Annotated in this window: 9 protein-coding genes; 5 read left to right on the top strand and 4 right to left on the bottom strand. The window is 75.2% G+C overall.

Annotated features, from left to right (window positions below):
- Positions 1-13: 13 nt before the first annotated feature.
- The 3 genes from pgm to AAG742_RS00280 all read right to left on the bottom strand — a co-directional run bounded on the left by pgm (position 14) and on the right by AAG742_RS00280 (position 4,784).
- Positions 14-1,732 carry a phosphoglucomutase (alpha-D-glucose-1,6-bisphosphate-dependent) gene (gene pgm / locus AAG742_RS00270; RefSeq protein WP_248116651.1) on the bottom strand — a complete coding sequence of 573 codons (1,719 nt, stop codon included), beginning with the start codon at positions 1,730-1,732 and terminating at the stop codon, positions 14-16.
- Positions 1,733-1,903: 171 nt separating this feature from the next.
- Positions 1,904-4,255: a catalase/peroxidase HPI gene (katG, locus tag AAG742_RS00275; RefSeq protein ID WP_343282178.1), complete on the bottom strand. Its 2,352-nt coding sequence runs from the start codon at positions 4,253-4,255 to the stop codon at positions 1,904-1,906.
- Between the two features lie 52 nt (positions 4,256-4,307).
- Positions 4,308-4,784, bottom strand: a complete 477-nt coding sequence (locus AAG742_RS00280; RefSeq protein ID WP_343282179.1) for a Fur family transcriptional regulator — start codon at positions 4,782-4,784, stop codon at positions 4,308-4,310.
- A gap of 167 nt (positions 4,785-4,951) precedes the next feature.
- On the opposite strand from AAG742_RS00280, the gene AAG742_RS00285 reads away from it, so the two are divergent.
- The 3 genes from AAG742_RS00285 to AAG742_RS00295 all read left to right on the top strand — a co-directional run bounded on the left by AAG742_RS00285 (position 4,952) and on the right by AAG742_RS00295 (position 9,060).
- Complete coding sequence (locus AAG742_RS00285; RefSeq protein WP_298710769.1) at positions 4,952-6,115, top strand: acyl-CoA dehydrogenase family protein; 1,164 nt, start codon at positions 4,952-4,954, stop codon at positions 6,113-6,115.
- Positions 6,112-8,268: a PIG-L family deacetylase gene (locus AAG742_RS00290; RefSeq protein ID WP_298710766.1), complete on the top strand. Its 2,157-nt coding sequence runs from the start codon at positions 6,112-6,114 to the stop codon at positions 8,266-8,268. Before AAG742_RS00285 ends, AAG742_RS00290 begins: the two co-directional genes overlap by 4 nt.
- Positions 8,269-8,493: 225 nt before the next feature.
- Positions 8,494-9,060 (top strand): DUF4190 domain-containing protein, encoded by a 567-nt coding sequence (locus tag AAG742_RS00295; RefSeq protein ID WP_298710763.1) that lies wholly within the window; start codon positions 8,494-8,496, stop codon positions 9,058-9,060.
- A gap of 24 nt (positions 9,061-9,084) precedes the next feature.
- Here the strand turns inward: AAG742_RS00295 and AAG742_RS00300 are convergent, their stop codons facing one another.
- Positions 9,085-10,557: an amidase gene (locus tag AAG742_RS00300; protein WP_298710761.1), complete on the bottom strand. Its 1,473-nt coding sequence runs from the start codon at positions 10,555-10,557 to the stop codon at positions 9,085-9,087.
- 54 nt (positions 10,558-10,611) lie between these two features.
- Between AAG742_RS00300 and AAG742_RS00305 the strand changes: the two genes are divergently transcribed.
- Both AAG742_RS00305 and pheA read left to right on the top strand, forming a co-directional pair.
- Complete coding sequence (locus AAG742_RS00305) at positions 10,612-10,938, top strand: rhodanese-like domain-containing protein (RefSeq protein ID WP_248116639.1); 327 nt, start codon at positions 10,612-10,614, stop codon at positions 10,936-10,938.
- Positions 10,935-11,867 (top strand): prephenate dehydratase, encoded by a 933-nt coding sequence (gene pheA / locus AAG742_RS00310; protein WP_298710759.1) that lies wholly within the window; start codon positions 10,935-10,937, stop codon positions 11,865-11,867. Before AAG742_RS00305 ends, pheA begins: the two co-directional genes overlap by 4 nt.
- Positions 11,868-11,876 lie beyond the last annotated feature (9 nt).

Genomic DNA, 11,876 nt, shown 5'->3' on the forward strand with positions numbered 1-11,876 from the left:
TGCGCCTCCGCGCTCAGCCGATGACGCCGTCCACCAGCCGCTGCGCGTCCTGCTGCACCTGCGCCAGGTGCTCCTCGCCCAGGAAGGACTCCGCGTAGATCTTGTAGACGTCCTCGGTGCCGGAGGGGCGCGCGGCGAACCACGCGTTCTGCGTGACCACCTTGAGCCCGCCGATCGCCGCCCCGTTGCCCGGGGCGGTCGTGAGGGCGTGGAGGATCTGCTCGCCGCCCACGGTCTCGGCGGTGATGTCGTCCGCGGTGAGCTCCTTGAGGCGGGCCTTCTGCTCGGCGGTGGCCGGGGCGTCGATGCGCGCGTAGGCCGGGGCGCCGTGCAGGGCCACGAGGTCCCGGTAGCGCTCGGACGGGGACTGGCCCGTGACCGCGATGATCTCCGCGGCCAGCAGGCACAGCAGGAGGCCGTCCTTGTCCGTGGACCAGGCGTCGCCGTCGAAGGTCACGAAGGACGCGCCCGCGGACTCCTCGCCGCCGAACACGCCCGTGCCGGTCAGCAGGCCGGGCACGAACCACTTGAAGCCCACCGGCACCTCCACGAGGTCGCGCCCGAGGTCGCGCGCCACGCGGTCGATCATCGACGAGGAGACGAGGGTCTTCCCGACGCCGGCGTCCTGCGGCCACCCCTTCCGGCTGCGGTAGAGGTAGTCGATGGCCACCGCGAGGAAGTGGTTGGGGTTCATCAGCCCGCCGTCGGGGGTGACGATGCCGTGACGGTCCGCGTCGGCGTCGTTGCCGGTGGCGACGTCGAAGGGGGCCACCCCGTCCGCGTCCGGGGTCATGCGCTCGATGAGCGAGGCCATCGCGTGGGGGGAGGAGCAGTCCATGCGGACCTTGCCGTCCCAGTCCAGCGTCATGAAGCCGAACCGCGGGTCCACCTCCGGGTTCACCACGGTCAGGTCCAGCCTGTGCCGCTTGCCGATCTCGCCCCAGTACGCCACCGACGCGCCGCCCATGGGGTCCGCGCCGATCCGCACGCCGGCCTCGCGGATCGCCTCGAGGTCGATCACCTCGGGCAGGTCCGTGACGTAGCGGTCCAGGAAGTCGAACTCGCCCAGCTTCGGATGGCCGGCGACCTCGTCCGCACCCACGCGGCGCACGCCGTCGAGGCCCGCGGCGAGCAGCTCGTTCGCGCGGTTCGCGATCCAGGACGTGGCCTCGGTGTCCGCGGGGCCGCCGTGCGGAGGGTTGTACTTGAAGCCGCCGTCGGCGGGCGGGTTGTGGGAGGGCGTGATGACCAGCCCGTCCACGAGACCGGTGTTGTCCCCGTCGGCGGAGAAGCCCGCCGGCGTGAGGTCGCGGCCCTCGTTGAGGTGCAGGATCGCGTGGGAGACGGCCGGGGTCGGCGTGTAGCCGCCGCGCGCGTCCACGAGCACCTCGACGTCGTTGCCGAGCAGCACCTGCACCGCGGTGTCCTGCGCGGGCTCGGAGAGGGCGTGGGTGTCACGGCCGACGAGGACGGCGCCCGTGATGCCCTTCTCTGCGCGGTACTCGACCACGGCCTGCGTGATCGCCGCGATGTGGTCGTCGTTGAAGGAGGTCTTGAACGCGGAGCCGCGGTGGCCGGAGGTGCCGAAGACGACCTTCTGCGCCGGGTCGGACGGGTCCGGGTGGCCCGTGCGGTAGGCCTCGAGGAGGGCCTCGACGTCGATCAGGTCCTCCGGCAGTGCGGGGGTGCCAGGGCGCTGGGAGGCGGGGACGGGAGCGGCGTTCTCGGTCATGCCCCTCACCTTGGCACGCGCGGGTGAGCGGGGGAAGAACTCGCGGTTGCCGCACGGTCCTGGCCTGACGCACCCGCCCCCCACGACGACGGGCGCCCACCCGCGAGGGTGAGCGCCCGTCGTCGTCCGGCCAGGACCTCGGCGCGTCCGGGCGTCCGAGGCCCAGGGGCGTCAGCCCTGGTTCGTGGACTCCTTGGCGGCGCGGCGCGCGTCGAAGCGGTCCGCGTCCATGACCGTGGCCCACGCGGCCACGAAGTCGCGCACGAACTTCTCCTTGGCGTCGTCGGCGGCGTACACCTCGGACAGGGTGCGCAGCTCCGAGTTGGAGCCGAACACGAGGTCGTCACGGGTGCCGAAGAGCTCCTTGCCCTCGGCGGTCACGCCGCGGTAGCGGCCCTCGGCCACCTTCTCCCACTGCGTGTCGATGTCCGTGATCGCGGTGAGGAAGTCCTGGGACAGGACGCCCACGTTCTCCGTCCACACGCCGTCCTTCGAGCCCGCGGGCACGGCGCCCAGCACGCGCAGGCCGGCCACGAGCACCGTCATCTCCGGGGCGGAGAGGCCGATCAGGTTGGCGCGGTCCACGAGCGCGAACTCGGACGGGAACTGCTTGGACGGGCGCGGATCCCAGTTGCGGAAGCCGTCCACCTTGGGCTCCATGTGGCGGAAGGACTCCACGTCCGTCTGCTCCTGGGTGGCATCGCCGCGGCCCGGGGTGAAGGGCACGGAGACCTCCACGCCGCCGTCGGCCGCGGCCTTCTCCACGGCCCAGTTGCCGGCGATCACGAGGGTGTCGGCGAACGTGACGCCGGTCTGCTCGGCGATCTGCTCCAACTTCGCGATGACCGGGCCGATGACGGCCGGCTCGTTGACCGCCCACGAGCGCTGCGGCTCGAGGCGGATGCGGCCGCCGTTGGCACCGCCGCGCTTGTCCGAGGAGCGGAAGGAGGAGGCCGCGGCCCACGCGGTCTTCACGAGCTCGGTCACGGACAGGCCGGAGGAGGCGACCGCGTCCTTGACGGCCTGGACCTCGGCGTGGCCGGGGACCGTCTCCGGGGCGGTGACCGGGTCCATCCACACGAGCTCCTCGGCGGGCACCTCGGGGCCGTAGTGGCGGGCGATCGGGCCCATGTCGCGGTGGGTCAGCTTGAACCACGCGCGGGCGTAGGCGTCCTGGAACGCGGCGAAGTCGTCCTTGAAGCGCTGGGAGATCTCGCCGAACACGGGATCGAAGCGCAGGGCCAGGTCCGAGGTCAGCATGCGGGGCTCGCGGCGGCCCCGGAAGTCGGACTCGGGGACCATGTCCGAGCCGCCGCCGTTGACGGGGCGCCACTGCTTCGCGCCGGCCGGGGACTCCATGAGCTCCCACTCGTACGCGTAGAGGATGTGGAAGAACTCGTTGTCCCAGCGGGTGGGGTGGTAGGTCCAGGTGACCTCGAGGCCGGACGTGATGGTGTCGCGGCCCTTGCCCTCGCCGTAGGCGTTCTTCCAGCCCAGGCCCATCTGCTCGATGTCCGCGGCCTCGGGCTCGGCGCCGATGTTGCCCTCCACGGGGCCGGCGCCGTGGGTCTTGCCGAAGGTGTGGCCGCCGCCGATCAGCGCGACGGTCTCCTCGGCGCTCATGCCCATGCGGGAGAACGTCTCGTGGATGTCCTTGGCGGACTTCAGCGGGTCAGGCTCGCCCTCGGGGCCCTCCGGGTTCACGTAGATCAGGCCCATCTCGACGGCCGCGAGCGGGTTGTCGAGGTCGCGCTCGCCCTTGTAGCGCTCGGCGCCGCCGTTGGTCCACTCGGTCTCGGGGCCCCAGTAGACGTCGTCCGCGGGCTCATAGGCGTCGATGCGGCCGCCGGAGAAGCCGAAGGTCGGCATGCCCATGATCTCGTGGGCCACGGTGCCGGCCAGGACGATGAGGTCGGCCCAGGAGAGGGACTGGCCGTACTTCTTCTTGACCGGCCACAGCAGGCGGCGGGCCTTGTCCAGGGAGGCGTTGTCCGGCCAGGAGTTCAGGGGCGCGAAGCGCTGCTGGCCCTCGCCGGCGCCGCCGCGGCCGTCGGTCACGCGGTAGGTGCCCGCGGAGTGCCAGGCCATGCGGATCATGAACGGGCCGTAGTTGCCGAAGTCGGCAGGCCACCAGTCCTTGGAGGTGGTGAGCACCTCGGCGATGGTCGCCTTCACCTCGGCGAGGTCGAGCTTCTCGAACGCGGCCGGGTAGTCGAAGCCGCCGTCCTCGGGGCGCTGGACCGGCTGGTCCTTCGCGAGGATCTTCAGGTTCAGGCGGTTCGGCCACCACTGCTGGTTGGCGTCGCCGGAGGTCGGGTGCGCCAGCGGGGCGCCGTGCGCGACGGGGCACTTCCCCTCGGCGGCGTCCGACTGCGGGTTCGTGGCCGCGGCGTCGGTGGCCGTGTCCGGGCCGTCGGCGTCGTGGCGGGGCGCGGTGGGCTGGCCGACGGCGACCGTGTCGTTCATCTCGCCGACGGTGGTGCTCTCCTCGCCGTGCGGGAGGTTCTTCTCTTCAGCGCTCATGGCGTGATCCTTTCGGGGACGGAAGGTGGGGTCGCGGGGTGGATGGGGGGGCTCAGGGGGCCGCGGCGGACGACGACGGCGGGGCCGCCTCGTCCTGTCCGTCGCGGCACGCGGGGCACAGGCCCCAGTAGTAGACCTCGGCCTCGTCGATGAGGAACCCGTGGTCCGACTGCGCCTGCAGGCACGGGGCGGACCCGGTGTGGCACGGCACGTCGACCACGGCGCCGCACCCGCGGCACACGAGGTGGTGGTGGTTGTCATGGCGGCGGATCTCGTAGCGCGCGGCGGAGCCGGCGGGCTGGATCGAGCGGACGAGCCCGGCCTCGGTGAGCGCGTGGAGGCAGTCGTAGACCGCCTGGTGCGAGACGGAGGGCAGGGCCTCCCGCGCCGCGGTCAGGACGGCGGCCGCGTCCGCGTGCGGGTGGGCGCGCAGGGCGCTCAGCACCGCGAGCCGTGGGCGCGTCACACGCAGCCCGGCGTCGCGCAGGAGCGCGTGCTCGGGGAGCGGGGCTGTCGACGACGGGCGCATGGGCCCCATGTCACCGCCTTTTCTGGAACTTGTCAAGAAAGCGCCCATGCCGCGTCCGTCTCCGCGTGTGACGCCCCGGCCCCGGGCCGTTCCCCCGCTCCGGGGCCGCTCGCTAGGGTGAACGCCCAGTGCGGCACCGCGGCCGTACGCGGAAGAAAGGCCCCGTCATGAGCGCACCCGAGCCCGTCCGGCTCCCCCTGGTCTCCGGGGAGCGGCCGTCGACACGGGGAGCGCGGGGGCCGCTCCCCACGGGCGCCCGCGTGCTTCCCCGCGACGACGCCGCCTTCCTCTCCACTGCGGCGGCCTGCGGGGGCGACGTCGCCCCGATGGTGGCGCTGCTGAGGGAGGGCGCGGCCGACGGCGACGCCCCTCTCGACCTCCCGCTGACCGGCGAGGGTGCCACCCGCGAGCAGTGGGAGCTGCTCGCCTCCGTGGCCGCGCAGGACCTCTCCGCCGCCCGGGTGCTCGAGCCCCACCTGGACGCGCTCTCGATCCTGTCCCAGGCCGGCGTCCCCGCCCCGGAGGGCCTGCTCGGCGTCTACGCGTCCGAGTCGGGCGGGCAGACCCCGACGGTGCGCCGCACCGACGACGGCTGGCGCCTCGACGGCGAGAAGCCCTGGTGCTCTCTCGCAGACGAGTGCTCCCACGCGGTCGTCACCGCCAAGGACGGCGACGGCGTGCGCCACGCCCTCCTCGTGGACCTCGGCGATCCCGGTGTGACGGCGGCCGACGCCGCGTGGCCCGCCCTCGGCCTGGCCCCCATCACCACCGTCGGCCTGCGCTTCGCGGACGTCCCCGGTGAGCCCGTCGGCGAGGACGAGTGGTACCTGACCCGCCCGGGCTTCGCGTGGGGCGGCATCGGAGTGGCCGCGGTGTGGTTCGGCGGGGCCGTCGGCATCGCGCGCACCCTGCGGGACTCCCTGCGAAGGCGGGCGGCGGGCGCGGGCCCCGGCCCGGACCAGGTCGGCGAGGCCGCGCTCGGCCGGGTCGACCGCCTCCTGCACGCGATGGGCACCCTCCTCGCGCGCGCGGCCGCCGACGTGGACGCGGGGCGCCTCGACCACGGGGACGGCATGCTCGAGGCCGACCGCATCCGCGGCACCGTGACGCAGCTGTGCACGGAGGTGCTCGACGTCGTCGGGCAGGCCACCGGTCCCGGCCCGCTCACAGGGAACGCGCGGCACGCGCGGGCCGTGGCGGACCTGCAGGTCTACCTGCGCCAGCACCACGGCCACCGCGACGACGCACGCCTCGGCCGGGCCCTGCTGGAGCGCGGGGACGCTCGGGACGCGGCGCCGGTCCCCACCACCGACGGTGCGTGGGCCTGGTGAGCTTCTCCCACCTGGACGCCGGCACCTCCGAGGACGCCTGGGCCGCGGGGGGCATCGCCGAGCTGCCCGCCCTGACCCCGCCGGACTGGACCCCGCGCACCCTGCTGCTGGTCGCCGTCGCGCATCCCGACGACGAGACGCTCGGCGCCACCGGCCTGATCCGCGCGGCGCTGCGGGGAGGGGCCGGCGTGCGCGTGCTCGTGGCCACCGCGGGTGAGGCCTCCCACCCGGACTCGCCGACCCACACGCCGGAGGACCTCGTCCGGATCCGCCGCGGGGAGATGGACCACGCGATGGACGCGCTCGCGGCCGGCACCGGCCCGGACGGCGGGGACCGCCGCGAGGCGCTGACCTGGACCTCGCTCGGCCTGCCCGACTCCGGCGTCGGGGACCACGCGGACGCGGTGCGGGAGGCGGTCGTCGCGGCGATCGAGGAGCACCTCCGTGCGCACCCGGACGGCGCCGTCGTCCTCGCCTCCCATGACCCCGGGGACGGGCACGCGGACCACGAGGCGGTGGGCGCCGTCGTCGCGGACCTGGCCGGCGAGCGCGACCTGCCGCTGTGCGCGTTCCCCATCTGGTTCTGGCACTGGGGCGACCCCGCGGACCTGCCCGCGCGCCGCTACCGGCGGCTGCCCCTCACCGATGAGGACCGGGCGGCCCGCCGCGCCTCCCTCGCCGCGCACGCCTCCCAGGTGGCGCCGCTGTCCGAGGCGCCCGGCGACGAGGCCATCCTCGGCCCGAACGTCCTGGCCCACCACGAGCGGCCCTTCGAGGTGCACCGCTACTCCGGCCCCGAGGACGCCGACGCCGGCCGCGCCGCGGCCGTGTTCGACCGGCTGTACCGGGAGCACGCGGACCCGTGGCGGTACCTCAGCTCCCCCTACGAGGCCCGCAAGCGCGCGCTCACCCTCGCGATGCTGACCCGCCCGCGGTACGGCACCGTGGTGGAGGCGGGCGCGTCGATCGGCGTGCTCACCGCGCAGGTGGCCGAGCGGGCGGAGCGCGTGGTGGGGCTCGAGGCCTCTCCGGTGGCGGTGGAGCGGGCGGCCGAGCGGCTCGCGAGCCTGCCCGATGCCGAGGTGCGCCGCGCGGTGCTGCCGGGGGAGTGGCCCGCGGACGCGGCCGGGGCCGACCTCGTGATCGCCTCGGAGATCGGCTACTTCCTGCAGCCCGAGGAGCTGGACGCCATGCTCGACCGCGTGGCCGAGGACCTCGCCCCCGGCGGGGAGCTGCTGCTCTGCCACTGGCGCCACCCGATCCAGGGCTGGCCCCTCGACGGGGACACGGTGCACGCCCGCGTGGCCGCCGACCCGCGTTGGCGCCTGCATGCCGAGCACACCGAGGACGACTTCCGGATCAGCCTCCACGTGCGCGCGGCCGCGGCCACCCACGCCGTGGTCGTGGTGCCGGCTCGGAACGAGGAGGCCCTGCTGCCCCGCTGTCTCGCGGCGCTGAGCACGGCCATGGACCGCTGGGAGCAGCACCACGCGCAGGGCTCCGCGGCCGTCGTCGTGGCGGCGGACGGGTGCGAGGACGCCACCGTGTCGGTCGCCGAGCGCGCCCGCCACGCGGACCCGCGTCTCCACGTGGTCGAGCTCGGCGACGGCGAGGGCGGCGTCGGCCGGGCCCGCAGGGCCGCGGCGGGGCACGCGCGCGGCCTCTTCCCGGACGTGCCCGCGGAGCGCCTCTGGCTCGCCTCCACGGACGCGGACTCGCGCGTCCCCGCCGACTGGCTCCTCGCCCAGACGACGACGGCGGGCGAGCGGGAGGCCCTCGTGCTCGGGACCGTGGACGTCGAGCTGGAGGCAGGCGGCGCGGGCTCCGGTGAGGGCTCCGGAGCGGCGGAGGGCGCCGCCGGCACCGCCCGCCACGCCGCGCTCGAGGCCTGGCGGGCCGCCTACCGCCACGGCGAGGGGCACCCCCACGTGCACGGCGCCAACCTGGGCCTGCCGTGGTCCCTCTACGAGGCCGCGGGCGGCTTCCCGGCCGTCCCCGAGCACGAGGACGTGGAGCTCACCGGGGCGGTGCGGGCACTCGGTGAGGAGCGGGTGATCGCCACGGACCGCGCGCGCGTCTGCACCTCGGCCCGCCTGGTGGGCCGCACCCCCGGAGGGTTCTCCGGGTTCCTGCGGGAGGCGGGCGGGGAGTGAGCGGGCCCAGGGCGCATCGGCCTGGAGCGCCTGTCCGGCGCGCCTGCCCTTCAGCTGGGCGCAGTACTGCCAGGCAACCCCCGAGGTTGCCTGGCAGTACTGCGCCCAGCTCGCGCGGAGGCGGGTCCGGTGGGGCAGGTTCGGCAGCGCGGTGACCGGCGGGCGGGTCCGGTGGCCAGTGACCGGGCCTGGGTCGCGTGAGGCCCTGCCGACTAGACTGGTGACATGACCGAGCCGAACGCCCAGCCCGACCCGCACCGCGCTCCCGCGTCCCAGCCGAGCTGGTACGGGAGCGGTTCCGCCGACGGCGCGAACGGGTCGAGCGCCGCCGGCTGGCCGGACGCCTCCGGCACGCGTGGGCCGGAGACCACCGCGCCCGGACCGTACGGCCGGGGCGGCGACGGCGCATCCCCGGGTGCCCACGGGACCGCCCCGGGGTCCTACGGCGCGTACGGCGGCGGCATGCCCGCCTACACGTACGGCGGCCAGCCCCTCGCACCGGGGCAGACCGCGGGCACAGGGCTGTCCGTGTCCTCCATGATCCTCGGCATCGTGTCCCTGGTCGGCGGCGTCATGCTGTTCTTCCCGCCCATCGTGGGCGTGGTGCTGGGCCACATGGGCCTCAAGCGGGAGCCCAACGGCCGCGGCATGGCCATCGCGGGGCTGGTGATGAACTACATCTCCCTCGCGCTGCTGGCGCTGCTCGTCGTGGGGTTCATCCTCCTGATCGTGGTGATGGGCATGTCCATGGACGCCGTGTACAACGACGCCGTCCAGGGCCTGGACGCCTGATCACCGGAGACCGCGGGGCCCCGCTCACCCCGCCAGCAGCAGCTCCAGGTGCGCCGCCAGCTGCAGCAGGGCCCCCTCGGTGCCTGCCCGGCCGATGAGCTGCACGGACCAGCTCAGGCCGTCGTCGTCGGTGAGCACGGGCACAGACACCGCGGGCAGGCCCATCACGTTGACCATGGACGTGTAGGGGGTGAAGGCGCACTGCGCCGCGTAGTTCTCCTCCGGCGCCATGGCGAGGAAGTGCCCCACGAGGGGCGGCGGCGTGGCCAGCACGGGCGTCATCACGACGTCCACGTCCGAGAACTGCGCGCGCATCCCGTGCGCCCACTCCTCCAGGCGCGCGACGGCGGCTCTGATCTCCTCGGCGCCCGTCGCCCGCGCGGAGCGCAGGAACGAGGCCGCGACGGCGCCCAGGTGCACCTCGGCGCCGTCGGGCAGGGGCGCCTCGAGCAGGCCCGAGGTCCACGCCGTGCGGAAGTCCCGGTGGTAGTCCTCGCCGTAGTAGGGGCTGAACTCCTCCACGCGGTGGCCGCCGCCGCCCAGGGCGGCCGCGGCACGGGTGAGGGCGGCGATCGCGGGGCGGGCCAGCGTGATCTCCACGTCCGGGCTGAAGGGCGAGGCCATGGTCACCCCGATCCGCCGGGGGTCCCCGCGCTCGCCCGCGCTCGCCCGCTCCACGGTGCTGCGCACGTCCGTCAGGGCGCGGCCGGCGAAGCCCTCCGTGCCGGCGAGGACGTCGAAGAGCAGGGCCGCGTCCGCCGCGGTGTGGGCGAGGGGGCCGGCCACGGTGAGGTTGCGGACGGTGTCCTCCGACCGGTCCGTGGGCAGCGTGCCACGGCCCGGCTTGAGGCCCACGAGCCCGCAGGCCGCGGCGGGGATGCGCACCGAGCCGCCGCCGTCGGAGCCGGGGGCGAACGGCAGGATCCCGGCGGCCACCGCCGCGGCCGAGCCGCCCGAGGAGCCGCCGGGCGTGCGCGCCGGGTCCAGGGGGTTGCGGGCGGGGGCGTCCACGAGGTTCTCCGAGTACGAGTCGAGGCCGAACTCGGGGACCGTGGTCGTGCCGAGGGTCACGGTCCCCGCGAAGCCGAGGCGGGCCACGAGCGGGTCGTCCTCGGCGGCGGGCGGGGCGTCGGCCAGCAGGGCGGAGCCCTGCCGCGTGGGCAGCCCGGCCACGTCGACCAGGTCCTTGAACGCCACCGGCAGGCCGTGGAGGGAGGCGGGGACGACGTCGTCGCCCGCTGCGCGCCGGGCGTCCGCGCCGGAGCCGGCGGCGTGCGAGCCGCGGCGCGCGGACTCGGCGTCGAGCGCGTCCGCCCGGGCGAGAGCGCGCTCCTCGTCCAGGACCACGAACGCGCCGAGGTCGGCGTTCGCGTGGGCGGCGTCGAGCGCGGCCCGGGTGACCTCGCGCGCGGACAGCTCGCGTGCGGCCAGCGCGTCCCGCAGCTCCACGGCGGAGCGGTCGAGGAGTCGGGCGGTGCGGGCGGCGGAGTTCTCCATGGGGACGAGGGTAGCCAGCCTTGTGGTGTCCGGGCGCCGCCGTAGGGTGGAGCCATGAGCAACTTCGAGACCGTGACCGTGGACCAGATCCCCGCCGACGCCCCCATCCTGGACGTGCGTGAGGACGACGAGTGGGCCCTGGGGCGCGCCGCCGGCGCCCAGCACATCCCGCTGGGCCAGCTGCCGGACCGCCTGGAGGAGCTGGACCCGGACACCGACTACCACGTGATCTGCCGCACGGGCGGCCGTTCCGCGCGCGCCGCGGAGTTCCTCGTGGGCCGCGGCTACTCGGCGATCAATGTGGCCGGCGGCTCGGGCGCGTGGCTCGAGGCCGGCAAGCCCATGGAGGCCGACGGCGACGCCGAGCCGACCGTCAAGTGAGCCCTGAGCGTCCCCGCTACGCCTTCCTGGGCCCCGAGGGCACCTTCACGGAGGCGGCGCTCCGCCGGGTCGCGGATGAGGAGGGCTCGGAGTTCGTGCCCGCCGCGTCGGTGATCTCGGCCCTGGCCGCGGTCCGGGCCGGCGAGGTGGACCGGGCGATGGTGCCCATCGAGAACTCGGTCGAGGGCGGCGTCTCCGCCACCCTGGACGACATCGCCCTGGGCGACGAGCTGCAGATCCTGGCCGAGGTGCTCGTCCCCATCAGCTTCGTGCTCGTGGGGCGGCCCGGGGTCACGGGGCTCGGGGACATCCGCCGCATCACCACGCACCCGCACGCGTGGGCCCAGGTGCGGGGGTGGGCGGAGGCGACCCTGCCCGCGGCGGAGTTCACCCCCGCCTCCTCCACCGCCGCGGGCGCGCGCCTGCTGCTGGAGGGCGCGGCCTTCGACGCCGCCGTGTGCGCACCGCTCGTGGCCGAGCAGACCGGTCTGCCCGTGCTCGCGGAGCGGGTCGAGGACGTGACGGGCGCCGTGACGCGCTTCGTGCTCGTCTCCCGGCCCGGCTCACTGCCCGCGCCCACCGGCTCGGACAAGACCACCCTCACGGTGCCGCTGCCGAACGACCACCCGGGTGCGCTGCGGGAGATCCTCGACCAGTTCGCGACGCGCGGAGTCAACCTCTCGCGCATCGAGTCCCGGCCCACGGGCACGGGGCTGGGCCAGTACTTCTTCTCGATCGACCTCGAGGGGCACCTCGCCGAGGAGCGCGTGGGGGCGGCGCTGGCCGCCCTGCACCGGATCTTCCCGGGCGTGCGGTTCCTCGGCTCCTACCCGCGGGCCGAGCACCGGGCCGCCGTCGTGGCGCCGCACACCTCGGACGAGGCCTATCGGGCCGGCCGGGAGTGGGTCGAGGGGCTGCGCGGGCGCTGACCCGGGTCC

Source organism: Micrococcus sp. 2A (genome assembly GCF_039519235.1).
Lineage (GTDB): Bacteria > Actinomycetota > Actinomycetes > Actinomycetales > Micrococcaceae > Micrococcus.